The sequence below is a fragment of the Modestobacter sp. L9-4 genome (assembly GCF_019112525.1).
Taxonomy (GTDB): Bacteria; Actinomycetota; Actinomycetes; order Mycobacteriales; family Geodermatophilaceae; genus Modestobacter.
On record NZ_CP077800.1, the window covers coordinates 242,976 to 268,094 of the forward strand.

The 25,119-nt window shown below is 74.6% G+C and carries 22 protein-coding genes; 8 read left to right on the forward strand and 14 right to left on the reverse strand.

The annotated features are described in order from the left end of the window. Positions 1-3: 3 nt before the first annotated feature. From KUM42_RS01130 to KUM42_RS01140, 3 genes are all read right to left on the reverse strand, one after another. On the reverse strand, positions 4-1,128 hold the full coding sequence (locus KUM42_RS01130; RefSeq protein WP_237494485.1) for an RNA polymerase sigma factor: 1,125 nt from the start codon (positions 1,126-1,128) through the stop codon (positions 4-6). A 210-nt stretch (positions 1,129-1,338) separates the two neighbouring features. After that, positions 1,339-3,438, reverse strand: a complete 2,100-nt coding sequence (locus KUM42_RS01135; protein ID WP_237494486.1) for a SpoIIE family protein phosphatase — start codon at positions 3,436-3,438, stop codon at positions 1,339-1,341. A gap of 136 nt (positions 3,439-3,574) precedes the next feature. Continuing rightward, complete coding sequence (locus KUM42_RS01140; RefSeq protein WP_237494487.1) at positions 3,575-4,453, reverse strand: LLM class flavin-dependent oxidoreductase; 879 nt, start codon at positions 4,451-4,453, stop codon at positions 3,575-3,577. A gap of 135 nt (positions 4,454-4,588) precedes the next feature. On the opposite strand from KUM42_RS01140, the gene KUM42_RS01145 reads away from it, so the two are divergent. The 3 genes from KUM42_RS01145 to KUM42_RS01155 all read left to right on the forward strand — a co-directional run bounded on the left by KUM42_RS01145 (position 4,589) and on the right by KUM42_RS01155 (position 6,712). Next, the gene (locus tag KUM42_RS01145; protein WP_237494488.1) at positions 4,589-4,756 is read left to right on the forward strand and encodes a hypothetical protein; all 168 of its coding nucleotides are present in this window, start codon (positions 4,589-4,591) and stop codon (positions 4,754-4,756) included. A 111-nt stretch (positions 4,757-4,867) separates the two neighbouring features. Beyond that, positions 4,868-5,086 carry a hypothetical protein gene (locus KUM42_RS01150; RefSeq protein WP_237494489.1) on the forward strand — a complete coding sequence of 73 codons (219 nt, stop codon included), beginning with the start codon at positions 4,868-4,870 and terminating at the stop codon, positions 5,084-5,086. 93 nt (positions 5,087-5,179) lie between these two features. Beyond that, complete coding sequence (locus tag KUM42_RS01155) at positions 5,180-6,712, forward strand: ATP-dependent DNA ligase (RefSeq protein WP_237494490.1); 1,533 nt, start codon at positions 5,180-5,182, stop codon at positions 6,710-6,712. Between the two features lie 227 nt (positions 6,713-6,939). On the opposite strand, the gene KUM42_RS01160 is transcribed toward KUM42_RS01155, so the two are convergent. From KUM42_RS01160 to KUM42_RS01175, 4 genes are all read right to left on the reverse strand, one after another. After that, positions 6,940-8,469, reverse strand: coding sequence for an HNH endonuclease signature motif containing protein (locus tag KUM42_RS01160; protein WP_237494491.1), 1,530 nt, complete (start codon positions 8,467-8,469; stop codon positions 6,940-6,942). Positions 8,470-8,690: 221 nt separating this feature from the next. Continuing rightward, positions 8,691-9,035 (reverse strand): hypothetical protein, encoded by a 345-nt coding sequence (locus KUM42_RS01165; protein WP_237494492.1) that lies wholly within the window; start codon positions 9,033-9,035, stop codon positions 8,691-8,693. A gap of 185 nt (positions 9,036-9,220) precedes the next feature. Then, complete coding sequence (locus KUM42_RS01170; protein ID WP_237494493.1) at positions 9,221-10,999, reverse strand: FAD-dependent monooxygenase; 1,779 nt, start codon at positions 10,997-10,999, stop codon at positions 9,221-9,223. A 90-nt stretch (positions 11,000-11,089) separates the two neighbouring features. After that, positions 11,090-12,118 carry an Atu2307/SP_0267 family LLM class monooxygenase gene (locus KUM42_RS01175; RefSeq protein ID WP_237494494.1) on the reverse strand — a complete coding sequence of 343 codons (1,029 nt, stop codon included), beginning with the start codon at positions 12,116-12,118 and terminating at the stop codon, positions 11,090-11,092. A gap of 110 nt (positions 12,119-12,228) precedes the next feature. Here KUM42_RS01175 and KUM42_RS01180 point away from each other — a divergent pair, with 110 nt between their 5' ends. Beyond that, the gene (locus KUM42_RS01180; protein WP_237494495.1) at positions 12,229-13,494 is read left to right on the forward strand and encodes a D-arabinono-1,4-lactone oxidase; all 1,266 of its coding nucleotides are present in this window, start codon (positions 12,229-12,231) and stop codon (positions 13,492-13,494) included. 77 nt (positions 13,495-13,571) lie between these two features. After that, positions 13,572-14,951, forward strand: a complete 1,380-nt coding sequence (locus KUM42_RS01185; protein ID WP_237494496.1) for an FAD-binding oxidoreductase — start codon at positions 13,572-13,574, stop codon at positions 14,949-14,951. Positions 14,952-14,954: 3 nt separating this feature from the next. On the opposite strand, the gene KUM42_RS01190 is transcribed toward KUM42_RS01185, so the two are convergent. After that, positions 14,955-15,731 carry a creatininase family protein gene (locus KUM42_RS01190; RefSeq protein WP_237494497.1) on the reverse strand — a complete coding sequence of 259 codons (777 nt, stop codon included), beginning with the start codon at positions 15,729-15,731 and terminating at the stop codon, positions 14,955-14,957. A gap of 94 nt (positions 15,732-15,825) precedes the next feature. On the opposite strand from KUM42_RS01190, the gene KUM42_RS01195 reads away from it, so the two are divergent. From KUM42_RS01195 to KUM42_RS01205, 3 genes are read left to right on the forward strand one after another with little or no spacing between them, the layout of a single operon-like run. Continuing rightward, complete coding sequence (locus tag KUM42_RS01195) at positions 15,826-17,124, forward strand: amidohydrolase family protein (protein ID WP_237494498.1); 1,299 nt, start codon at positions 15,826-15,828, stop codon at positions 17,122-17,124. Then, the gene (locus KUM42_RS01200) at positions 17,121-17,528 is read left to right on the forward strand and encodes a VOC family protein (protein WP_237494499.1); all 408 of its coding nucleotides are present in this window, start codon (positions 17,121-17,123) and stop codon (positions 17,526-17,528) included. The genes KUM42_RS01195 and KUM42_RS01200 overlap by 4 nt, the downstream gene beginning before the upstream one ends. Positions 17,529-17,568: 40 nt before the next feature. After that, complete coding sequence (locus tag KUM42_RS01205; RefSeq protein WP_237494500.1) at positions 17,569-18,933, forward strand: amidohydrolase family protein; 1,365 nt, start codon at positions 17,569-17,571, stop codon at positions 18,931-18,933. A gap of 159 nt (positions 18,934-19,092) precedes the next feature. On the opposite strand, the gene KUM42_RS01210 is transcribed toward KUM42_RS01205, so the two are convergent. The 6 genes from KUM42_RS01210 to KUM42_RS01235 all read right to left on the reverse strand — a co-directional run bounded on the left by KUM42_RS01210 (position 19,093) and on the right by KUM42_RS01235 (position 25,032). Continuing rightward, a complete protein-coding gene (locus tag KUM42_RS01210; RefSeq protein ID WP_237494501.1) occupies positions 19,093-19,620 on the reverse strand; it encodes an AAA family ATPase in 528 nt (175 codons plus the stop codon). Between the two features lie 102 nt (positions 19,621-19,722). After that, a complete protein-coding gene (locus KUM42_RS01215) occupies positions 19,723-20,898 on the reverse strand; it encodes an ABC transporter substrate-binding protein (protein WP_237494502.1) in 1,176 nt (391 codons plus the stop codon). A gap of 150 nt (positions 20,899-21,048) precedes the next feature. Then, positions 21,049-21,927 carry an ABC transporter permease gene (locus tag KUM42_RS01220; RefSeq protein ID WP_237494503.1) on the reverse strand — a complete coding sequence of 293 codons (879 nt, stop codon included), beginning with the start codon at positions 21,925-21,927 and terminating at the stop codon, positions 21,049-21,051. 35 nt (positions 21,928-21,962) lie between these two features. After that, on the reverse strand, positions 21,963-22,736 hold the full coding sequence (locus tag KUM42_RS01225; protein ID WP_237494504.1) for an ABC transporter ATP-binding protein: 774 nt from the start codon (positions 22,734-22,736) through the stop codon (positions 21,963-21,965). 110 nt (positions 22,737-22,846) lie between these two features. Further along, positions 22,847-24,070, reverse strand: coding sequence for an amidohydrolase family protein (locus KUM42_RS01230; RefSeq protein ID WP_237494505.1), 1,224 nt, complete (start codon positions 24,068-24,070; stop codon positions 22,847-22,849). After that, positions 24,067-25,032 carry a PDR/VanB family oxidoreductase gene (locus tag KUM42_RS01235; RefSeq protein ID WP_237494506.1) on the reverse strand — a complete coding sequence of 322 codons (966 nt, stop codon included), beginning with the start codon at positions 25,030-25,032 and terminating at the stop codon, positions 24,067-24,069. Before KUM42_RS01235 ends, KUM42_RS01230 begins: the two co-directional genes overlap by 4 nt. Between the last annotated feature and the right edge of the window lie 87 nt (positions 25,033-25,119).

Below are 25,119 nucleotides of genomic sequence, written 5' to 3' on the forward strand. Positions count from 1 at the left end.
TCGTCAGTCCAGGTAGTCGCGCAGGACCTGCGAGCGGCTGGGGTGGCGCAGCTTGGACATCGTCTTGGACTCGATCTGCCGGATCCGCTCGCGGGTGACCCCGTAGACCTGGCCGATCTCGTCCAGCGTGCGCGGCTGGCCGTCGGTGAGGCCGAAGCGCAGCCGGACGACGCCGGCCTCGCGCTCGGACAGCGTCTCGAGCACGCTCTTGAGCTGGTCCTGCAGGAACGCGAAGCTGACCGCGTCGACGGCCACGACGGCCTCGGAGTCCTCGATGAAGTCACCGAGCTGGCTGTCGCCCTCGTCGCCGATGGTCTGGTCCAGGCTGATCGGCTCCCGGGCGTAGCGCTGGATCTCCAGCACCTTCTCCGGGGTCAGGTCCATCTCCTTCGCGAGCTCCTCGGGGGTGGGCTCGCGACCCAGCTCCTGCAGCATCTCGCGCTGGATGCGGCCGAGCTTGTTGATGACCTCGACCATGTGCACCGGGATGCGGATGGTGCGGGCCTGGTCGGCCATCGCGCGGGTGATCGCCTGCCGGATCCACCACGTCGCGTAGGTCGAGAACTTGAAGCCCTTGGTGTAGTCGAACTTCTCCACCGAGCGGATCAGGCCCAGGTTGCCCTCCTGGATCAGGTCCAGGAACGACATGCCGCGGCCGGTGTAGCGCTTGGCCAGGGAGACCACCAGGCGGAGGTTGGCCTCCAGCAGGTGGTTCTTCGCGCGCTCGCCGTCGCGGAGGATCCAGGTGAGGTCCCGGCGCATCTGCACCGGCATCTTCTCGCCGTTCTCGGCGGCGGCCTCGAGCTTGGACCCGGCGTACAGGCCGGCCTCGATGCGCTTGGCGAGGTCGACCTCCTCCTCGGCGGTGAGGAGCTTCACGCGGCCGATGAGCTTGAGGTAGGCGCGGACGGAGTCGGTGGAGGCGGTGAGCTCGGCCTCCTTGCGCGCCTGGCGCAGTGCGACCGCGTCGGCGGCGTCGTCCCACTCGTGGTCGACCTCGTCGGCGGCGGCAGCGCCGTCGGTGGCGGCCTCGGCGGGGGCGGTGCCCTCGGCGACGGGGGTGGCGGAGTCGGGCTCGGGGAGCTCGTCACCGGTGCTGGTGGGGACCTCGAGGTCGGTGGCGCTCATGCGGGTCTCTCCTCCGATGCCGGGCGGCGTCGCCGCACCCGTGGGTGCTGGCGGAGAGGCCGGGTGGACGTGCGCGGCGGTCACCGGCACGGGGAAACGGCAGCGGGGCTGCAGCTGCCGCGGTCGACCTGCAACCTTAGGCCGCCCCTGCGCAAGATCAAGCCGCCGGGTGGTTGACCTTCCCTCGAAGGTGTGTTCGCGGCACCCGGGTCACTCGCCCGGTTCGTCGGGCACCGAGCCCGGCAGGCGCCGCGGGCCCGCCTCGGCCGGGCGTGGACCGTCCTGCCGGTGCAGCCGCACCGCGACCAGCGCGACGTCGTCGTCCGGGCGTCCCTCGACGAGCCGCTCGAGGAGCAGGTCGCACACCTCCTGCAGCGGCCGCGAGCCGAGCTCCGCCAGCACCGCCAGCAGCCGGGCCGTGCCGGCGTCCAGGTCGGAGTCCCGTCGCTCGACCAGTCCGTCGGTGAACAGCAGCACCGTGTCGCCCCGGTCGAGGGTGACCACGCTGTCCGTCCGCCGGGTGCCCGGGTCGACCCCCAGCAGCAGCTCGGCCGGCCCGGCCGGCTCCAGTGCGGTGACCGTGCCGTCGCGGTGGACGACCACCGGGGGCAGGTGGCCGGCGCTGGACCAGCGCATCCGGGTGGTCCCGCGCTCGCGCTGCCCGGCGTCCTGCTCGAAGCGGGCCACCGCGGCGGTGGCCAGGGTGTCCAGCTGCAGCAGCTCCATCGAGGTGTCCAGTCGGCGCAGCACGTCGGCGGGCCCGGCCTCGTCGTGGGAGGTGGCGATGCCGCGCAGCAGGCTGCGCAGCTGCCCCATGGTGGCCGCGGCCGCGATGTCGTGGCCGACGACGTCGCCGATGACCAGCACCGTGGCGCCGTCGGGCTGGAGGAAGGCGTCGTACCAGTCACCGCCGACCGCCGCCGCCTCGGTCGCGGGCAGGTAGCGGGCGACGATCTCGGCGTGGTCGGGCTCCGGCGGGGCGGTGAGGAAGCTGCGCTGCAGCTGCTCGGCCAGGGCCACCTGCTGCCCGTAGCGCCGGGCGTTGTCCAGCGCGAGCCCCGCGCGGGAGGCCACCTCACCGGCGGTGGCCAGGTCCGCGGCGGGGATGCCCCCGCGCTCGGACCCGTTGAACAGGGTGAGCAGCCCCACCGTGCGCCCGCGGCCGCGCAGCGGCAGCACCACGATCGACTCCGGCGCCAGCCGGCCGATGAGGTCGTGCGCCTCACCCGGCAGCAGCACCCGCTGCACGGCTGCGGCCGCGTCGCGCTCGATCGGCACCGGACGGCCGCCGGACAGCGCCCGCTGCACGAAGGAGCTGTCCCGCAGGGCCGGGATGCGCAGCCGGGCATAGTCGGCGACCAGCGGCCGCAGCGACTCCTCCCGGTGCCACCAGCCGACGTCCCGGATCCCGCGCCGGCCGTCCTCGTCGACGAGGGTGACGATGCACCAGTCGCCGAGGGTGGGCACCACGAGCTGGGCGAGCAGCGCGACCGCCCGCTCGGCCTCCATCGTGCCGGTCAGCTGCTCGGTGACCGCGCCGAGCAGCGCCAGCCGCGCGGCGGCCTGCTCGGCCCGCTCCTGCTCGCGGCGCCGGGCGGTGATGTCGAGGAAGTAGACCGACAGCCCGTCGGGGCTCGGCCAGGCGCGCATCTCGTAGAACCCGTCCAGCGGCGGCGGGTAGTGGGCCTCGAAGATGACCGGTGCGCCGGTGGCCACCGCCCGCCGGTAGCCGTCCTCGAACGGCGAGCCGACGCTGGCCGGGAACTCCTCCCAGATGACCCGCCCGAGCAGCTCGTCGCGCCCGCGCTGCAGCACGTGCTCGCCGGCGGCGTTGACGTGCGTGAAGCGCCACTCCCGGTCCAGCGAGTAGAAGCCGGCGGGCATGGCCTCCAGCACCCGGGTCACGGCCTGCTCGGCGTCCCGCTGGTCGGTGACGTCGTAGGCCGCACCCAGCAGCCGCACGGCCCGGCCGTCGGGGCCGGTGAGCGTGCGGCCGCGCGCGGACACCCACCGGGTGGCCCCGCCGGGGAGCACGACCCGGTACAGCAGGGAGAGCTCGCCGCCGGTCTCGATGACGGCCTGGACCGCGGCGGTGACCCGGTCGAGGTCGTCGGGGTGCAACCGGTCGTTGAAGCCGGTGATGCGGCGGTCGAAGGTGTCCAGGGAGTACCCGAACAGCTCGACCAGCCGGTCGTCCCAGTCCAGCCGGCCGGTGACCAGGTCCCAGTCGAACGTGCCGATGCCGGCGGCGGCGATCGCCAGCTCACCGCGCAGCCGCTCGGCCTCGCGCTCGTCGCCGGGGGGTGTCACGGGCTGGTCCACGTCCGCCTTCCGCACCGGTGCGGCCGGCAGGTCCGACCGCCGGGCGCCGTTGCCCGGCCGGCAGCCGGGTCATCCTCCCCGGTTCGACCGGTTGGGCACAACGAGGGTCCTCGGGGACCCCCGCCTACAGCTGGTGGGCTGCCGCCACGACCGGCAGCGCCGCCGGCGGCAGACCGCGGCCGTCCGGGCGGGGCCAGTGCACGCTGACCTCGGCGACGCCGGCCTCGGCCAGCCGGCCGAGGGTGTCGGCGTAGCGGTCGGCGCTCTCGAACGGCCAGTACATCTCCAGCCCCAGCTGCACGGTGCGCCGGACGTCGCCGGGCGCACGCCCCTCCTCCGCCAGGGCCTCGGTGAGCCGACGCGACTGGTCGGACACCGCGGTGAACCACTCCTCGGGCTCGACGGCGGCGCCGAACGGGCCGTAGGTCACCCACGCCTGGCCGTGCCGGGCGGCCAGCCGCAGCGCCTTCGGCCCGGTCGCGGCGACGGTGAACGGCAGCCGGGGCTGCTGCACGCAGCCGGGCAGCTGGTGGGCGTCGACGGCGTCGTAGAACTCGCCGTGCGCCGTCACCACCGGCTCGCGCAGCAGCCGGTCGAGCAGGCCCAGCCACTCGCCGAACCGGTCGGCCCGCTCCCGCCGGCTGCGGGGCGCCTCCCCCAGCACCAGCGCGTCGGGGCCCTCGGTGCCCACGCCGACGCCGAGCTCGAGCCGGCCGCCGCTGAGCTGGTCGAGGGTCATCAGCTCCTTGGCGAAGGGCACCGGGTGCCGGAAGTTCGGCGAGGCGACCTGGGTGCCCAGCCGGACCCGGTCGGTGACCGCCGCAGCGGCGGCCAGCAGCGGGACGGCGCCGTACCAGGGGTTGTCGGCCAGCAGCGGCCAGGTGAGGTGGTCGTAGGTCCACACCGTGCGGACCCCGGCCCGCTCGGCCTCCTGCACGTCGGTGAGGAACTGCGACACCGGGTGGCGGTCGGGCAGCACGACCGCCGACAGCGCGAGGGTCATCGGCCGGCCTGCGCAGCGGCGCGGGGGGCGGGGCAGCGGGCGTCGGGGCGGTCCACGGGCACAGTCTCGCCCACCGGCGTCCCCTCCTCCGGGTGGCGGTGGGTTCCCCCGCGCGGACCCGGGTAGGCCAGGCGAATGCGCGAGATGGACCCCAAGGACCCCAGCACCCTGTACGCCGCCGGCCCGGTCGCGGCCGAGCCCCCCGTGGCCGACGTCCCCGACGACGACGTCCACGAGGCCTCGCCCCTGGTGGACAAGGGCGGCACGGGCCCGGGCCCCGACGACCTCGACCGGCTGCTCTGAGCGGACAGGACTAGAACGCGGCCCCGCCGGGAAAGCCCGGGCCACCCGCGCGAGCCGAGCCGGGAGCCCGACCGCCCCCGCACCGGCGGGGACCGCCCCCTGGAGCACGCCATGGCCACCGCCCACGACCACCGACCCGACGTCCGCAGAGAGCAGCGCTCCCCCGCCGTCCGCGACCAGGGCGCAGGCGACGACCAGCGCCCGGGACTCCGCCAGCAGATCTCCGACGGCCGCTGGCAGCTGTACGCGCTGGAGGTGCTGGTGCTGCTCGTCGTCTTCGGCTGGATGGCCATCACGAACGTCGCCGCCGGAGGCCACGGCCCGCTGTAGGGCCGCAGGCCACGGCGGCGTCCCGGCGCCGGTCCCCCGGCCGGCGTGGAGCACCGTCCGGCCCGTCCGGCGCCGGGCTGGGAGCATGGCCCCGTGCTGCTCGCCGAGGTCGTCGCCGCGTCGGCCGCCGTCGCGGCCACCCGCTCCCGGACGGCGAAGGCGGGCCTGATCGCCGAGCTGCTGCGCCGGGCCGGTGCCGACGAGGTCGAGCCGGTCACCTCCTGGCTCGCGGGTGAGCCGCGGCAGGGTCGGCTCGGGGTCGGCTGGCGCAGCCTGGGCGCGGCGGCGCACACCGCGGCGGGGGCGCCCGCGCTGGGCGTCGCGGAGGTCGACGGCGCGCTGACCGCGCTGGCTGCCACCGCGGGCCCGGGGTCCGCCGCCCGGCGCGAGGCAGCCGTGGGCGCGCTGATGACGGCGGCCACCGCGGACGAGCAGCGCTTCCTGGTGCGGCTGCTCACCGGTGAGCTGCGTCAGGGGGCGCTGGAGGGCGTGGTGCTCGACGCGGTGGCGCTCGCCGCGGACGTGCCGGCGGCGGCGGTGCGGCGGGCGTTCATGCTCTCGGGCCGGCTGCCGGAGACCGCGGCGACCGCGTTGTCGGGCGGCGTGGCCGCACTGGAGGCGGTGCACCTGCAGGTGGGGCGCCCGGTGCGGCCGATGCTGGCCAGCCCGGGGTCGTCCCTGGACGCGGCGCTGGCCGACCTGGGCAGCGACGTGACCGTGGAGGCCAAGCTCGACGGCGCCCGCATCCAGGTGCACAAGGACGGCGGCGTCGTCCGGGTGTGGACACGCACGCTGCGCGAGGTGACCGACGGCGTCCCGGAGCTCGCCGAGCGGGTGCGGGCGCTGCCGTGCGCGAACGCGGTGCTGGACGGGGAGACCCTCGCCCTGGACGACGACGGCCGCCCGCGGGCCTTCCAGGACACGATGAGCCGCTTCGGCAGCGACGCCGCGGACGCCGGTGTGCTGCTCAGCCCGTTCTTCTTCGACCTGCTGCACCTGGACGGCCGGGACCTGCTCGACGAGCCGCTGTCGACCCGGCTGGACGCGCTGGCCGGGCTGCTGGCCGGCGAGGAGCAGGCGCCGCTGCGGATGCCCGGCGTCCGGTCCCCCACCGGGGAGCAGGCGGCACAGGTGCTGGACGACGCGCTGTCGGCCGGGCACGAGGGCGTGGTGGTCAAGGCGCTGGACGCCCCCTACGCAGCCGGCCGGCGGGGCAAGGCGTGGCAGAAGGTCAAGCCGGTGCACACCCTGGACCTCGTCGTCCTGGGCGCCGAGTGGGGCTACGGGCGGCGGTCGGGGCGGCTGTCGAACATCCACCTGGGTGCCCGCGACCCCGACGGTGGCCCGCCGCTGATGGTCGGCAAGACGTTCAAGGGGATGACCGACGAGCTGCTGGACTGGCAGACCGCGACCTTCCCCGGCCTGGCGCGGGAGACCCACGAGTGGGGTGTGCTGCTGCGGCCGGAGCTGGTCGTGGAGATCGCCCTGGACGGCGCCCAGCGCAGCAGCCGCTACCCGGGCGGGGTGGCGCTGCGGTTCGCCCGGGTGCTGCGCTACCGGCCGGACAAGGACGCCGGCGACGCCGACGACCTGGAGGCGGTGCGGGCCCTGCTGGCCGGCGGCTGACCGGCGACGTCGGTCCGCCGCCAGGTGGGGACGGCACCGGCCGAGCGACATGTGGACGTGTCGACTCGGCGACAGGCACATGGGCCGACAGGCCGACTCGGGGACAGGCCGACTCGTCGACGTGACGACACGTCGTCACGTCGACCCCGCGTGCTCGGCAGCACCGCACGTGGACAGTGCCCTGTGTCGACATCGCGACATGTCAACGTGAGCTGCGGTGGCCGCCGTCAGAACGGTGGGTCGTCCGCATCGGGTGGAGCGCCGCTGGTGACGAGCTGCGGGCTGGTGAGCTGCTGCTGTCCGGCGGGGAGCCGTAGGCCCGGTGGCCGGGTGGATCGGGTGACTCCGCTCGGGGTGGTCACCGACAGGACCCCGTCGGTGCTCATGGCGAACCGCCAGCCCGGGGCATGCGTCTTGAGCCGGTGGTGGCGGCGGCACAGGCAGCAGAGGTTGGCGCAGTCGGTCGCCCCGCCGTCCGAATGGGCCTGCACGTGGTCGAGGTCGGTCCGTGCTGCGGGGCGGCGGCAGCCGGGATGGCGGCACGTGCGGTCGCGGGCGTGCAGGAACCGGCGTTGCGCGGGTGTCGGGGTGTACCGGTCGACCGGCGGTGGCCGGTCGGTCACCGGGCAACCGCACCCGCCGCCTGGGTGATCGGTGCAGCCGCGGCATACCAGCCGCTGCAGCTCCGGTCGACTGACCGTCGCGCGCAGGGCGCCGGTGACCGGATCGACCAGCGAGACGTCCAACGACCCACCCCTCGGAGCCTGCAGCCCACCCGGGCACAGCGAGTCCAGCTGGTCGAGCAGGTCGCGCAGCTGCTCGTGAGTGATCGGCGCCCCGTCGACCGACGCGGCGTCCTCGTCGGTCGGCGTCCACGCCGGCGCTGCGGGGGTGTCGTCGTCTGCAGCGGACGGCGCGAGCAGCGTCCCCGCACCCACCCGCCTGAGCACCACGGGCAGCGGCGCGACCAGCTGCAGGTGCGCGGTCACCGGCTCGCGACTCGTGTCCCACGGCCGCAGGATCAGGTCACTCAGGGCCAGCGCGCGCAGCTGCACGATCGACCTCTCGTCGCCGTCGTCCTTCGCCATCCGCGCGTAGGCGTCGACGGTCTCCCGGCACGCCGCCGCGACCGGCGTCGGCAGGTCCGCGATCAGCTCCGACATGCCGTCACCGACCGACCGCACCCGCACATCGGCCGCCCGCTCCGCCCTCTCCCGCCGCCGGTCGGCAGCCGCCGCGTCGACGGCGATCAGCGCCGCGGCGGTGCGCTCCCGCAACCGTGCCGGGGTCTCCCCCGCGTGCGCCCACTCCAGCGCCTGCGCCTCGACCTCGGCCACGACCGCGGGCTCCACCGGACCACCCGCTGACTGCGACTGCCCGGCCAGCGCCCGCACGATCGCGTTCGCCCGCGGCTCGTCCACCAGCCCGTCGGCCAGCGCCTCCCAGGTGGTGGGCAGTTCGCGCACCAGTGCCAGCGACCGCTCCGCCAACCCCGTCGCTGCCGCCAGCGAGATGCCACGCATCAGCGCCAGCTCGTCGACCAGGAACTCCGAGACCCCGACCGGTACCCGCGTCGGCGCCCAGCCCTCCACCCCGTGCCCGGGCTGGTCGTCGGTCAGGTCGGTCTGCGCGGGCCGGCGGGCGGCCAGCTCCGCCACCAACACCGCTTCGTAGGCAGCCAACTGCGCGCGCCCGTCGGCGACCGCACGCATCTCCCGCACCAGCTCGTCCTCCGAGCACAGCTCCGGCGCCAGCACCTCAGACAGACGGGTCCGGCGGCGCGTCACCCCCGGCGGGGGCGGCGCCCAGGCAGCCCGAGGCTCAGCACGGTCGACGACCGTCAGCCCCACCCCGTAGCCGCCTCCGAACATGCCCCCACGCTAGCCAGGAGGTACGACAGTTCCTGCAGGTCAGAGCCGCGCGAGCAGGCAGGTGAGCGCGCCCGTCCGCTGTCGTGCCGGCGGCTTCCGCCCACGGGTCACGACCGCGCCAAGTCCGACACCTCAGCGAGGCCCGCGGTCGTCGACAGGCACGCATCCGGCACGTCCGGCCACTGGACACGTGCGAACTCCCGCCAGCCGTCGCTGTGGAAGCCACCGCCGCCGCTGACCACGTCCCCGACCACGAGCGTCTCCCCGCCCACAGAGACCGCGACCGACGGGCCGCTCCCCGCCTCCGTCCCGGCGGGCAGTCCGAGGAGCCACCGCTCCCCCGCACCGCCGTCCAGGACGAGGCAACCGCCGTCGGAGACCGCCAGCGTCCCGGAGACGAGCGCCGTCGCTGCAGCGCCGTCCGGCGACTCTGGGCTGACGTAGGCCGTCACCCCGTCCGACAGGTCCAGGACCGCGCAGCCGTCGTCACCGCAGCCGGCCAGCAGGACAGCGCCGAGGACCGCTCCGGCCACCCACCTGCCCCGTCGACCGGAGTGCCGGCGCACGTCCCGGTCCGGCACCGGGAGCGCACGCGTGCCGCGGGTCATCGACGGTGACCGGTCCTGCAGCCGGCCGTTCAGCGGCCGAGCACCGAGGCGAGGCTCGCGCGGAACCACTCGTGCGCCTGCGCCGCGGACTCCGGGGCGCCCAGGTGCCGCGCGGCGACGTAGCAGTCGGGACGCACCAGCAGCACCCCCGCGTCGCCGGTCTCGCGCAGCTCCGCCCACGTGCCGTACGGGTCGTCATAGGGCAGCCCGGGCCCGATCGGCACCTCGGTGAGGGTCAGCCCGAACTCCGACCCGACCGAACGCGCCGCGGCCAGCCAGTCCTCCCCGCCCACGCCGGTGACCACGCTGAACGCGCCGTGCCCGACCAGGTCCAGCGTCGACACCCGGTGCCCGGCGCGGGTCACCCAGGTGTGCGGCAGCTTGGCGCCGGGCCAGGTGGTCGGCTGGGCGTAGAGCTCGGGGTCGCGGCGGTAGGCCGGCATCGGCGTCCCGTCCGGGACGACGGCGCCGGAGGCGTAGCGCTGGTTGTGCTCCACGCCGTGGGCGTCGAACTCGTGCGCCTTGTAGGCGATGGCCTCCCGCAGCGCGGCGCGCACCTTCTCCCCCTCGGGCCCGGGCGCCTTGCGCAGCGCCAGCTGCCGGTCCAGGGCGGCGACGTCGGTGGTGTCGGTGAGGTCGAGCGCGGTGAGGATCCGGCCGGTGTCGGCGATGCTCTGGTTCGCCCGCTCCACCACCTGCCGGGCGATCGGCGCGCGCTCGGCGTCGTAGCTGTCCAGCAGCGCGGGTCCGGCCGTCCCGGCGACGACCGCCGCGAGCTTCCAGGACAGGTTGTAGGCGTCCTGGATCGAGGTGTTGGAGCCCAGGCCGTTGGTCGGGGGGTGCCGGTGCACGGCGTCACCGGCGCAGAACACCCGCCCACGGGCGATGGTCGTCGCGAAGTGGTGGTTGACCGTCCACGGGGACGCGGACTTGACGGTCATCTCGAAGTCCTCGGTGCCCACCAGTGCCACGGCCAGCTCGCGCACGGCGGCGTCGGTGAACTCCGGCGGGCCGGCGGCGACCTCGTAGCCCCACATGAGCATCCACTCGGTCCAGGGCTTGATCATCCGCAGCACGCCGAGCCCGACGCCCTCCTTCTCCGCGCCCGGCTGCAGCATCCAGTACAGGACCGAGGGCCGGTGGGCGACCAGGTGGGTGAGGTCGGCCTCGAACACGATGCTCATCGCGCCGGCCACCGCGCCCGGCCCCTCGAACGGCAGGTCGAGGTCGGCGGCGACCCGGCTGCGGGCACCGTCGGCGCCGATCAGGTACCGCGACCGGACGGCGTACTCGACGCCGGTCAGCCGGTCGCGCAGGGTGGTGGTGACGCCGTCGTCGTCCTGCACGTGCCGCAGGTACTCGGTGTCGAAGCGCACCTTCGCGCCCCGGTCCTGCGCGGCCTTGACCAGCACCGGCTCGGTGATCGTCTGCGGGGCGTCGAGCATCGTGCAGGGGCTGGCCAGCTCGTAGTCGGCGTGCCGCACGGTGTCGGTGCCCCAGGACGGGATCCGGCCCAGCTCCTCACCGACCAGGCTGGTGCAGAAGGTCGTGTTGCCCATCAGCTCCCACGGCGTGGCCAGCGCCAGCAGCGTCTCCTCGACGCCCATGTCCCGCAGCGCCTCCATCGTGCGCTGGTTGGTGATGTGCGCCCGCGGGGTGTCCGAGAGCCGGCCGTACCGGGTCACCACCAGCACCCCGGTGCCGTAGCTGGCCAGGAACAGCGCGGACGCCGCACCGGCCGGCCCCGACCCGACGACGAGGACGTCGATCTCGACGGTGGGCGGCTGGTCGGTCCCTGCTGCGGTCATCTGCTCCCCGATCACGCGGCGCTGTCGGGGCGAGGCTCGCCGCCGGCCGGCGCTGTGTCAAGGCTCACAGCACCGGCCGGCGCGGGCGGGTCAGGCGTCGGCGACCTGGGGGGCGACCTCGGTGCCCAGCAGCTCGATGCCGCGCAGCAGGTCGGCGTGCGCCAGCCGCGGGTTGGTCATCTGCAGCGAGATCCGGTCGACCCCGCCCAGCTGCCCAGAGATGCGCACCAGCTTCTCCGCCACCGAGTCCGGGTCGCCCATGAAGAAGGCGCCGTTGGGACCGCTGGTCGCGTCGAACTGGGCCCGCGACGGGGCGGCGAACCCACGCTCCCGGCTGACCTTGGTGAACATCTCGTGCCAGCCCGGGTAGATCGTGTCGGCGGCGGCCTTGCTGCTGTCGGCGACGAAGCCGAACACGTGCAGCCCGACCTGCAGCTTCTCGGGCGCGTGACCGGCCTGGGCGCCGGCGCGGCGGTAGAGGTCGATCAGCGGGGCGAACTGGCGGGGCTCACCGCCGATGATCGCGACCATCAGCGGCAGGCCGAGCAGCCCGGCCCGGGCGAAGGACTCCGGGCTGCCGCCCACGCCCACCCAGATCGGCAGCGGGTCCTGCAGCGGGCGCGGGTAGACGCCCTGGCCGGTCAGCGACGGGCGGTGCCGGCCCGACCAGGTGACCCGCTCGGAGTCGCGGATCTTCAGCAGCAGGTCCAGCTTCTCGGTGAACAGGGTGTCGTAGTCGCCCAGCGACAGCCCGAACAGCGGGAACGCCTCGGTGAAGGAGCCGCGGCCGACCACCAGGTCGATCCGGCCCTTGCTGATCAGGTCGAGGGTGGCGAACTCCTGGAACACCCGCACCGGGTCGGCGGCGGACAGCACGGTGACCGCGCTGCCCAGCCGGATCCGCGACGTCCGGGCCGCGGCGGCCGCGAGGATCACCGCGGGCGCGGAGTCGTAGTACTCGGGGCGGTGGTGCTCACCGATGCCGAAGGAGTAGAGCCCGGAGGAGTCGGCCAGGGCGATCTCCTCCAGCAGGTGCTCCATCCGCTCCTCGGGCCCGATGAGCCGCTCGGTGGCCGGGTCGGTCACGGCCGAGACGAAGCTGTCGACGCCGATGTGCACGGGGTTCCTCCAGGTGGACGCGCGGGCGATTCCGTCAAACGTTCAACCAGTGAACCAGGTCGACCCGCCCGGTATGCCCGCACCGCCCGCGCACGGAGGACACTCGGGCGGTGACCGAACTGGCAGTGCAGTGGGCAGGCATCAACTGGGCGGGGAACTACCGGTACGGCGCGACCGCGCTGCACCGCCCGGCGTCCCTGACCGAGCTCCAGGAGGTCGTGGCGCGCACACCGCAGCTGCACGTGCTGGGCTCGCGGCACTCGTTCAACGGCGTGGCCGACTCCGCCGAACTGGTGTCGCTGGAGGACATGACCGACGCCGCGAGCCTGGTCGTCTCCCCCGACCGCCGCACGGTCACCGTCGACGCCGGGCTCAAGTACGGCGAGATCACCGAGGCGCTGCACCGCGAGGGCCTGGCGCTGCACAACCTGGCCTCGCTGCCGCACATCTCCGTCGCCGGTGCGGTGGCCACCGCCACCCACGGCTCGGGCGTGGGCAACCGCAACCTCGCCGGCGCCGTCGCCGGCCTGGAGCTGGTGACCTCCGACGGTGAGCTCGTCCGCGTCGCGCGCGGGGACGCCGACTTCGCCGGCATGGTCGTCGGCATGGGCGCCCTCGGCGTCCTCACCCGGGTCACCCTCGACGTCGAGCCGGAGTTCTCCGTCGCCCAGCGGGTGTTCGACCACCTGCCCTGGGACGCGCTCTTCGAGAACTTCGAGGAGATCGTCTCCAGCGCCTACAGCGTCAGCCTGTTCACCCTCTTCGGCGGCGACGTCGACATGGTGTGGACCAAGTCCCGCACCGACGGCCCGGCCGTGCCGGAGGAGATGTTCGGCGCCCGACCCGCCGACGGCGAGCGGCACCCCATCCCCGGCATCGACCCGACGCCGGCCACCCCGCAGCTGGGCGTCGCGGGCCTGTGGTCGGACCGGCTGCCGCACTTCCGGATGGGCTTCACGCCCAGCAACGGCGACGAGATCCAGACCGAGTACCTGCTCCCCCGCAGCCAGGCCGTCGCCGGGCTCCAGGCGTTGCTGCGGCTCGGCCCGGCGATCCGGCCGCTGCTGCAGACCTGTGAGATCCGCACCATCGCCGCCGACGACCTCTGGATGAGCACCGCCCAGGGCCAGGACTCGGTGGCCTTCCACTTCACCTGGGTGCAGGACCAGCCCGCCGTCGAGCACCTGCTGGTCGACCTGGAGGGCGCGCTGCTGCCGCTGGGCGCCCGCCCGCACTGGGGCAAGGTCTTCCTCGCCGACGCCGCCACCCTGGCCCCGCGCTACGACCACCACGGCGACTTCGTCTCCCTGGTGCAGCGGATGGACCCCCGCGGCGCCTTCCGCACCGCCTGGCTCGAGCGCAACGTCCTGGGCTGAGTCACCCGGGGACGGCGGTAACACGGTCCTGACGCCGCCGTCCCCTCGCTGAGACGTCCGCGCGGCACGCTGCCGCCATGAGCGTCGCGGACCTGACCACGCCCGCCGTCTTCTCCGGGATCCTGGGTGCCGAGCGGGTGATCCCCGGCGGTCCGGCCGCCAGCGCGTACCTGCGGGACTTCTCCTGGTACTCCCCCGTGCTGGAGAACGCCCTCGCCGACACCACCGTCGACGCAGTGCTGCGGCCCGACAGCGTCGACCAACTGCGCGAGTGCGTCGCCGCCGCGGCCGGACTGCGCATCCCGGTCACGCTGCGCGGGGCCGGCACCGGCAACTACGGGCAGTCGCTGCCGCTGCAGTCCGGCGTCGTCATCGACGTCCGGGACGTCGCCGGGGTCCTGTCGGTGACCGAGGGCCGGATCGCCGTCCTGCCCGGCACGGTGATGAAGGACGCCGAGGCCGCCGCCCGCGAGACCGGCCAGGAGCTGGCGGTCATGCCGAGCACGTACCGCATCTCCACCGCCTCGGGCTTCGTCTCCGGCGGCTCGGGCGGGATCGGCGGTGCCGCCAACGGCGACCTGTGGGACGACAACGTGCTGGCCGTCGAGCTGCTCACCGTCGAGGAGACCCCGCGCACGGTCCGGCTCGAGGGCGACGACGTCCGGCCGGTGCTGCACACCTACGGCACCATCGGCGTCCTCACCCGGATCGAGTTCCGGCTCGTGCCCGCGCACGACTACACGCCGGTGGTCGTCGCGTTCCCCGACCTGCCCACCCTGGCCGGGTTCGCCCACGACCTGGTGTCGGGCGACCTGCACGTTCGGCTGTGCTCGGTGCACGAGGCGGCCGGCGCAGCGATGCTCACGCCGATCACCTCGCTCTACGAACCCGGTGAGGACGTCGCCCTGCTGTGGGCCGACACCGCCCAGCTGCCCGAGCTCGAGGCGCGGGTCGCCGCCGCCGGTGGCCGCACCATCGCCTGGACGGTCAAGCCGCACATCAGCCAGTTCCCGTTCAGCCACTCCATCCTGTGGTCGCGGAAGGCGGAGCCGGCGTCGTCCTGGCTGCAGTGCGAGTACGCCGGCGACCGGGCGGAGTTCCTCGGCCAGGTCGCCGCGCTGGCCGAGGCCTACCCGGGCGTCTTCCTGCAGCACATCGAGGTGATCACCTCCGCCGGCCGCACCCGCCCGATGGGCATCACGCCGCTGGTGGGGCTGCCCGACCACGAGCAGGCGCTGGAGGAGCTCATCGGCTTCTGCCGCGGGATCGGCATGACGGTGCTCAACCCGCACAGCTACGTCGTCGAGGAGGGCGGTTTCGTCGGCGACACCGCGCAGGTGGTGGCACTGAAGACCACCAGCGACCCGTACGGGCTGCTCAACCCCGGCAAGCTCGGCGACAGCTTCTTCACCTCCCGCGGGCTCACCCCGCCGAGCGCCCGGGCCGCCTCGCGCTGAGGGTCAGGCGGGGCGCGGGTCGAAGCGGGCGACCTCGGCCAGCGCCTCGCCGAGGTAGGTGACCATGCCGGCCGCCCGCTGCTCGCCGTACTCGGCGGTGGCACCGGAGGCGTCGCCGATCACCCCGGACGGGCCGAAGTCGTCCGAGGACCAGCCGAAGCTCACCGAGCCGCCGAAGCGCACGTGCCGGTAGGCGTCCAGGTGCTCGGGCACCCAGCGCTCGGCCTTGGACATGTCGACCAGCTCCGGGCGCAGGTGCAGCATCAGCGACGTCTCGTCCATCCCGCCGTGCACGCCCATGCCCAGCTCACCGGCGGGGCTCTCGCCGCCCTGGTCGGCCGGCGGGCGGGGGTGCACGGTGAAGGTGCGCAGGCCGGTCTCCAGCCGGATGTCGCGCGCGGCGACCTGCAGCAGCGAGGAGTTGCCGCCGTGTCCGTTGAGGAACACCAGCCGCCGGGCCGGGGTGCGGGCGAGGCTGCGGCCCAGGTCGTGCAGCACCGCGGTCAGCGTCGCCGCCGACAGCCAGAAGGTGCCCGCCGACCACGCGTGCTCGTTGGACTTCGTGTAGGCCAGCGGCGGGAGCAGCCAGAGGTCGGACTCCTCGCCGAACTGCGCGACGGCCCGCTCGGCGATCGCCTGCGCGGTGATCAGGTCGGTGGCCACCGGCAGGTGCGGGCCGTGCTGCTCGACCGCGCCGACCGGCAGCACCACCACGCTGTCCGGGCCGAGGGCGTCGACCAGGGCCGGTGCGGACAGGTCGGTGAGGAGTCGCGAGGTCACGCCTCCCGACGCTAGGCAGCCGGCGTTGCGCCCAGGTGACGACGGCGTGCCGGGCCGACACCTCACCGGAACACGGCGCTGCCAGGGTCGCGGGGTGCTGATCGTGCGCGGTGCCCGGGTGGTCGTGACCGGCGAGGCGGAGCTGCCCGGGGCGGACGTGGCGTGCTCCGACGACGGGCTGGTCGCCGCGACCGCCGGACCGGACGCCGAGGTGCTCGACGCCACCGGCTGCGTGGTCACCCCCGGCCTGGTCAACGCCCACCACCACCTGCTGCAGACCGCCTTCCGCACGCTGCCGGGCACCCGGGGCGTGCCGATGGCGCAGTGGCTGCCGACCATGGCCGCCGCCTACGCCGCGGTCGGGGTGGACGACGAGCTGGCGCACGCCGCGGCGTCCGCGGGGCTGGCGGAGGCGCTGCTGTGCGGGGTCACCACGGTCGCCGACCACCACCTCACCTGGCCCGCTGCGCTCCCGGACGGCGGCGTGGGCATCGCGACGGCCACCGCCACCGCGGCCCGCGAGCTGGGGGCCCGGCTGGTGTTCGTCCGCGGCTCGGCCCGCGACGACCCGCAGGACGCGGCTGCCTCGGCCGACGCGATCGCCACCGCCCTCGTGCCGCCCGGCGGCGTGACCGCCGACGGCGCGCTGCAGGTCGCGGTCGGCCCGGCGGGCGTGCACAGCGACGCACCGGAGACGTTCGCGCTGCTGGCCGAGGTCGCCGCCCGGCACGGGCTGCGCAGGCGCACCCAGGCCAACGAGCAGGTCGACGTGGTCATCGCCGCCGAGCGGTACGGCCGCCGTCCGCTCGAGCTGCTCGACGAGTGGGGCTGGCTCGCCCCCGACGTCACCCTGGCCCACCTGTGCGCGGTCACCCCCGCCGAGATCGCCCGGCTGGCCGCCACCGGCGTCACCGCCACCCACGCGCCGGGCTGCGACCTGCCGATGGGCTGGGGCGTGGCGCCGGTGGCCGCGCTGTCCGACGCCGGCGTCCCGGTCGGGCTGGGCACCAGCGGCGGCGGCTCCAACGACGCCGGCCACCTGCTGGCCGACGCCCGGCTGGCGATGCAGGTCGCCCCGCTGGCCGGACGCCCGGTCGCCGCCCGCGAGGTGCTCGGCTGGGCGACCCGCGGCTCGGCCGACGGGCTGGGCCGCGCCGACCTCGGCCGGCTCACCGTCGGCGCGCGGGCCGACCTCGTCTGCTGGGACGTCACCGGCGTCGCCGACACGGGCGTCGCCGACCCGGTCGCCGGGCTGCTGTGGGCATCGCCGGGCCGACGTCCCCGGCACGTCGTGGTCGGCGGGCGGGTGGTCGTGCGCGACGGCGTGCTGCAGACCCGGCCTGAGACCGACGTCGTCGCCGGGCTGACCGGCCTGCTGGGGCGGCGGCGGTGACCGGGCCGCTGGCCGGCGCCGTGCTCGACCACGTCGGCACCGAGGAGGCCGACGTCGACGCCCGGGTGGCCTTCCTCGTCGACGTCCTCGGCTTCCGGGTGCTGCGCTGGGGCACGCACGTGGTCACCGGACGGCGGATCGTGATGCTCACCGACCCGGCCGGCACGAAGCTGGAGCTGATGGAGGTCGCGGTGCGCACCGGCGACCTCGACCACGTCGGCTACCGGGTGGCCGACGTCGACGCCGCGCACGCCGCCCTGCTGGCGGCAGGCTGCACGGAGGTGCGTCCGCCGTTCGAGATCGCCGCGGCGCGGGCCCGCTCGTCGCTGGTGCGGGAGGCGGCCGGGCACCAGCTGCAGCTCATCGCCTACGCACCCGGCTCGCCGGACGTGCCGGGAACCTGACCGCAACCGGGCGGCAACGTCGTCCCGGCACCGTCAGGACGTGACCCGCCTCCTGGTGCGCAACGCCGTCCTGCTGACCTGCGACCCGCAGCGTCCCGACCCCTTCCGCGGCTGGTTCACCGTGGACGACGCCGGCCGGCTGGCCGCCGTCGAGCCCGGTGACCCGCCGGCCGGGACGACCGCCGACGAGGTGCTCGACGCCGGCGGCGCGCTGGTCGGGCCGGGGTTCGTGTCCGCGCACAGCCACCTGTTCACCTCCGGCTTCCGCGGCATCGCGATGGACTCCTCGCTGTACGGCTGGCTGGAGGTGATGCTCGCCCACACCGCCGTGGCCGACGCCGAGGACGTCTACTGGATGACCCGGCACGGGGCGCAGGACTTCCTCCGCAACGGCGTCACCACCGCCTACGACTTCACCGACACCGGGCTGACGTTCGAGAAGGAGTCCGCCGGGGTCTCCCGCTACGGGGCCACGCTGCCCGAGACCGCCTACCAGCACGCCCAGCTGCGGGCCAAGGTCGACGCCGGGCTGCGGCACGTGCACAGCGTGATGCTCGCCCAGGGCGACGTCCCGCAGGCCGACGCCCTCGCCCAGCTCGACGACGTGGTCGCGGCCGCCGCGGACGCCGACCCGGACCTGCACCTGGGGCTGGCGCTCAGCGGCACCGTGCAGTGGGCCGACAGCCGGGACGCCGCCGCGCTGGAGGTGACCGCCATGCGCCGGCACGGGCTGCTCAACCAGCCGCACTTCCTGGAGACCCCGCACGAGGTCGAGCTGCAGCGGTCGAAGTTCGACTGGTACGCCGACGCCGGGGCGCTGGGCCCGGACCTGGTGTTCGGGCACTTCATCCAGACCACCGACGAGATCCTCACCCGGGCCGCCGCGGCCGGCTGCGGGATGAGCTGGCAGCCGATGAGCAACGGTCGGCTGGCGTCGGGGGTGGCCGCGGTACCGCGGATGCGGGAGCTGGGCATGCGCGTCGGGATGGGCCTGGACGACCAGTCCTGCACCGACGTCAGCGACCCGTTCAGCAACATGCGCACCGGCCTGGCCCTGCTGCGGGCCACCCACCACGACCCCGCCGCGCTGCCGGTGCGCGACGTGCTGGAGCTGCACACCCGCGGCTCGGCCGAGGTGCTCGGCATCGACGACCGGGTGGGCAGCCTGCGGGTGGGCCGCTACGCCGACTTCCTCGTCGTCGACCCGCGCGAGCCGGACACCGGCCCGGTGTGGGACCCGATCGGCACCTACGTGCTCGCCTGCTCGTTGCGCAACCTGGCGCAGGTCCGGGTCGGTGGCCGGCTGGTGGCCGCGGGTTCCCGGCTCACCGACCCCGCCGCCGGCGAGGTCTCCGGCCAGCTGCACGAGCGCGTCGCCCGCCTCCGCCGCGCCGTCTCCGGCTGACCGGCGCCGAGTGGGCAGTTGCGGTCGCCGACGCGCGAGGACACGCCGTCCCGGACGGCGGTGAGTGCCCACTCGACCGGGGACGGCCCGGTGCTCCACCGGACGCGGGTGGCCCCTCGCCTCGAACGGGCACGCACCGTCGAGGCGCGTCCGGGACCCTCACCTGCCCGCGTCGACGCCTGCCACGATCCGGGTGGCGACCTGGGACGGCGAGAGGTCCGTCGTGTCGACGACCTCGGCCTCGGCGTGCAGCCAGGTGCGGGCCGCTTCTGCGTAGGGCTCGAGGCGGCTCGCGCGGAAGTCGGACGGGCCGAGCACGGTGTCGCTCGCGATCCGCGCGCGGAGGACGTCGGGCTCGGCGTGCAGGACGACGTGCCGGACCGGGATGCCGTGACTGGCGAGACCTGCGCTGATCTCCCGCCAGTACTGCTCCACCAGGACGGTCATCGGCATCACCAGCGTGCCGCCGGTGAACTCGAGCACCCGGCGGGCGGTCTCGACGACCAGCGGCCGCCAGAGCGGCCAGTGCTGGAAGTCGTCCGTCGCCGGCAGCGGCGGCGTGATGTCCATCAGCGTCTCGCCGACCTTCTCCGCGTCGAGCACCCGCGAGCCGGGGATCAGCCGTTGGACCAGCACGCTCGCCGTCGTCTTGCCGACGCCGTGGGTCCCGTTCAGCCAGACGATCACACGGTCCGACGTTAGGGCACGACCAGGGGCACGGCGGCTCGACGCGACCCGGACAGCACTGCGCCGGCGACCCGCATCGGGTCGCCGGCGCAGCGATCGTGACTACTTCAGGGCGATGGACTTGTCGAGGAACTCGTTGGTCGCGATGTCCTCGGGCGTCAGGCCGTCCTTGGGCGCGGTGCCCTGGTCGGTGAAGATCGGCGTCGTCTGCTCGATGAGCGTCTTCAGCCGGTCGGTGTCGAAGGAGCCGTGCGTGCCGTCGGGTCCGTTGCCGACCAGCCCCAGGTCCTTCATCGTCTTCACCGAGTAGTCGGCGACGCCCTCGGAGTACTGCCAGCCGGTGTTGAACTGCTCCACCAGGTCCACGATCAGCTTGTTCACCGCCGCCGGGTCGGCCACGTAGTCCAGGTCGGCCTGCTGCATGATCGGCACGAGCGCCTTCAGGCAGCCCGACAGCCCCTCGAGGGCGTCCGCGCGCACCGACAGCGGCGAGGCGTAGGGCTGGAAGCCGGCGTCGTAGACCAGCTGGTAGTCGACCGGCTTCTTCCAGGCGTCGACCTCGTTCTCGTAGATGTAGGGCTCGGCGCTGGCGTACCCCTGCTGGGAGTCCTCGCCACCGGAGGCGACGAACGCCGCCGGGGTGCCGTCGTACCCGCCGTCGAGCTGGCTCTCCTTGAGCAGGCCGGCCCCGACCAGGTAGTCCATGTAGGCCGAGCCCTCGAAGTACCGGACGATCGTGTCGGTCTTGCCGAGGTCGGCGATGGTCTTCACGTCCGGGTGCGATGCCGGGTCCCACATGATCATCTGCGGCGACTTGTCCAGCTGCGCGAGCACGCCCACGGTGGGCTGGGTGGCCGAGAGCTGGATCGCCTCGTCGGTGTCGACGTAGCCCAGGGTGATGTCCTCGTCGGTGTACATCTGCGCGCTCACCGCCTGGAACCCGATGGCCGGCCCACCCGAGCGGACCTCCACCTGCACCCCGGTGCTGTTGCCGTCGGAGTCGACCAGGTTGCCCTTCACCGACTTCGACCCGGCGTCGATCGTCGGGTCCGGCCCGAGCAGCTGGTAGACGCCGCCGTGCTCGGCCTCGGGGTTCCAGTCGGTCTGGATGACGACCGTGGCCGGACACCCGGCCGCCGCCAGGTCGGTGCCGCCCGCGGCTGCCGTGGGAGCTGCGACGGCGGCTGCGGCGGAGTCGTCGCTGCCCCCGCAGGCGGCCAGGCTGAGGACGGACAGGCTCACGGCCGCGAGGCCGATCGTGGTGCGGATCCTGCGCACTCGGTCTCCTTGGTGGGTGGGACGGCGCCGCGAGCTCGGGGCGCCGGGGTGTGCGGCACCGGCCGGGCTGCCCTGCGGGCAGTCGGCTGGTGCGGGTCGGGGTGCGGGCTCCCGGTACGGAGCGCCGCGAGCCGGCGAGGAGGCCCCGGTTCAGGCCGGGTCGCGGCTCTGGTCGTACCAGCGGCCGACGGCGAGCTTCCCGAGCCAGCCGAAGAGGGCGAAGACGGCGAACCCGAGGGCGGCGGCGACCAGGATGGCGGCGAACAGCTGCGGGCCCTGGAGCCGGGACCGGAAGTTGTCCAGCACGATGCCGAGCCCGGCGGTGCCCTGCTTGAAGAAGACGTCACCGACGATCGCGCCGACCACCGAGAGCCCGGCGGAGATCCGGAAGCCGGCGAAGATCGCCGGCATCGCGGCGGGCAGCTGCAGCTTCACCAGCCGGGTCAGACGACTCGCACCGTGCAGGTCGAACAGCTCGTGCATGCCCCGGTCGACCGACTGCAGCCCGAACAGCGTGTTGGACACGATCGGGAACAGCGCGATGAGCACGCAGACGATGACCCGGGCCGGGAACCCGAAGCCGAACCAGAAGCCGATCAGGGGCACCAGGGCCAGGATCGGGATGCACTGCAGCGCGACCGCATAGGGGAACAGCGAGCGCTCGGCGACCTTGGCCTGGCTCATCAGCACCGCCCACACCATGCCGATGACGATGGCGATCACCAGCCCGGTGAAGGTCACCTTCACCGTCTGGGCCAGCGCCTCGCCGATCCGTTGCATGGTGGGCCCGTCGAGCAGGGCCTGGGTGACGACGTCCTGCGGAGGCGGCATCAGGAAGCGCTTCTTGGGCGCCAGCACCAGGTAGGTGATGGCGTACCAGAGGCCGAGCAGCGCGACCAGGACCGCCAGCGGTGCGGCCCACCGGGCGAGCCGGCTGCCGCGCCGGCGGCGCACCAGCGGCGCGGTCCCGCCGGTGCCGGCGGCCGGGGTGCTGTCGGTCGGCGGGGCGTCCTGCACGGTCGTCGTCACGGCGTCCTCCTGGGTGCGGGTGCGGGCCGGGGCGCTCACGAGTGGCCCGCCCGGAGGGCGTGGGAGACCTGGCCGGACAGCGCCGCGAACTCCGGGGTGAAGCGCAGCTCCGGCGTCCGGTCGGCGCCGAAGGGCACCTCGAAGGTGTCGACGACGTGACCGGGGCGCCCGCTCATCACGAGCACCTTGGTGGACAGGTAGACGGCCTCGCTGACCGAGTGGGTGATGAACAGCGCCCCGAAGCCCTTGGCGTGGAAGAGCCGGATGAGCTCGTCGTTGAGGCGCTCGCGGGTGATCTCGTCGAGTGCGCCGAAGGGCTCGTCGAAGAGGAAGAGGTCGGGGTCGAGGGTGAGCGAGCGGGCCAGCGAGGCGCGCATCCGCATGCCGCCGGACAGCGCCCGCGGCAGCTTCTTCTCGTGCCCGGCCAGCCCGACCAGCTCGATCGCGTCGCGCGAGGCCTGGTTGGTGGCCGTCTTGCTCATCCCGTGCAGCTCGGCGAGCAGTTGCACGTTCTTCAACACCGAGCGCCAGGGCAGCAGGGTGGCGTCCTGGAAGACGTAGCCGATCCGCGCGGCGTCCATCTGGGCGGTGCCCGAGGTCGCCGGCGACAGCCCCGACGCGATCCGCAGCAGCGTGCTCTTGCCGCAGCCCGAGGGGCCGACCACGGTGACGAACTCACCGCGGTGGACGTCGAGGTCGACGCCCTCGAGGGCGACGGTGCCGTCGGGGAAGGCCTTGGCGACGTCCCGGAAGTGCAGGACGCGGGTGCCGGTGCCGGCCGCGGGGACGCTGGGCGCGGGTGCGCTCACGGGCAGCTCCGAGGGGTGGGATCGGTTGCGGTCAGGTGCCACCCTGGGTGTCTTCTGTTTCCGTTGCGTGTGCCGTCGGTGAACGCCGTGCACGGGGCATCACGAGTGGGTCACGCGCCCGTGAGCACCGCCCGGGTGACCGAGCTGCGCGCGACGACCCGGCCGCGGGAGACCACGACGCGGGCGGTCGCGGCACCGGCCACCGCGGCGTCCAGGCTCTCCGCCTCCAGCGCCAGGAACTCCGCGACCGCGCCCACGGCGACCGCCGGAACGGGCAGCCCCATGCACGCGCGGGCGCCGGCGCTGACGGCGTGCCAGGCCTCCCGGGTCGACAGGTGCCCGGCGGTGACCAGCAGGGAGGCGGCCTCGCAGGCGTCGGCCCGGCCCATCGGGTTGAAGGGGTCGCGCAGGTTGTCCCCGCCGCCGCCCACGGTGGCCCCGGCGTCGAGCAGGGTGCGCACCGCGGTCAGCCCGCGCGGCGGGGCGACACGTGCGTCCCGGCCCTGCAGGAACAGGTTGGTCTGCGGCAGGGCGATGACCCCGATGCCGGCCCGGGCCACCTCCGCGGCGGTCGAGCGGGCCACCTCCAGCGGGTGCACGCCCAGGCTCACGCAGTGCCCGGCGGCCACCCCGAGGTCGAAGCCGGTGGCGGTCACCCGGCGGGCGAGGTCGCGCAGCCCGTGCGCGGTGGGGTCCAGCGTCTCGTCGGTGTGCAGGTCCAGCGGCAGGCCGGCGGCGGCCGCGGCGTCGAAGGAGGTGGCCAGCCCGGCGTCCCGGTCGCCCCACAGGTGCGGCACCCCACCGACGACGTCCGCGCCGGCGTCGATCGCCTCGGCCAGCAGCCGCGGTGTGGTGGCCGCCTCCAGGTCGGTCCACGGGGCCGACAGCAGGGCGACCACCTGGACGTCGACCAGGCCGGCGAGGGCGTCGCGGACCTGCACCAGCGCGCGCAGGTGCCGGGTGCCGGCGTGCGCGCCGACGTCGGCGTGGGTGCGGATCGCGGTGGTGCCGTTGGCCAGGTACTCGTACACGGCGCGGGTGGCCCGCTCGACCAGGTCGTCGTGGGTGAAGTCGGCGGCGATGGCCCGGATCGCGGTGATCGCCCCGGCCAGGTCACCGGTGGTGTTGGGCACCCGGTGGCTGGTGAGCGCCTTGTCCAGGTGCGCGTGCGGCTCCGCGGGCGCGGGCAGCAGCCAGTGCCCGGCGAGGTCGACCACCTCGTCGTCCGGCTGCGGCGCGAGCACCGCGGCGACCGCTGCCACGACTCCCCCGGTGATGCGGACGTCGACCCGGGCGCCGTCGAGGTCGGTCGCCCCCTGCAGCAGGAGGCTCACAGGTCGAGCACCAGGCGCGGGCCGGCGGCGCGGGAGACGCAGATCATCATGACCAGGTCCTCGGCCTGCTCCGCCGGGGTGAGCACCGAGTCGCGGTGCTCGACCGGGCCCTCCAGCACCGGTGTCTCGCAGGTGCCGCAGGTGCCCACCCGGCAGGAGGACAGGACGACGACGCCCTCGGCGGCCACCGCGTCCAGCACCGACTGCCCCGGCTCGACCGTCACCGTCGTCCCGGACAGCGCCAGCTCCACCTCGAACGGGTCCGCCCACACCGGCTCGCCGAACTCGCGCGCCTCGAACCGCTCGGCGTGCAGCGCCGCGGGCGGCCAGTCGGCCAGGGTCTCCTCGACGGCGTCGATGAGCCGGGTCGGGCCGCAGACGTAGACGGCGGTGTCGCTGCGCGGCTGCGCGAGCAAGGACCGGACGTCGAGCCGGCCGCCCTCGTCGGCGGCGTGCACGGTGACCCGGTCGGGGTGGGCGGCGGTCAGCTCGGCGACGAAGGCCATGGTGGCGCGGGAGCGGCCGGCGTAGTCCAGCGTCCAGTCCGCACCCGACTCCTCGGCGGTGGCGACCATGGCCCGCAGCGCGGTCATGCCGATGCCGCCGGCGAGGAAGGCGTACCGGGTGCCCGGGGTGACCGCGAAGGCGAAGTGGTTGCGCGGGCCGCGCACCCGCAGCCGCTGGCCCACCTCGACGGAGTCGTGCAGCTGCACCGAGCCGCCGCGGCCGCCGTCCTCGCGCAGGACGGCGACCCGCCAGCGGGAGCGGTCGTGCAGGTCGCCGCACAGCGAGTACTGCCGCTCGAGCCCGGGCGCCAGCAGCACGTCGACGTGTGCGCCGGGGGTCCAGGCGGGCAGGTCGCGGCCGTTGTGGGAGACCAGGTCCAGGGCGATCACGCCGTCGGCCAGCGGGGTCCGGGCGGCGACGACGAGGTCGCGTTCGACGTCGGAGAAGAAGCTCACCCGGCCGATCCTGTACTCCCGATCGGCGCTGCGAACGAGTGACGCGGAGAGGTCACACGGACGTAACCGACCGCGGTTACCAACGCA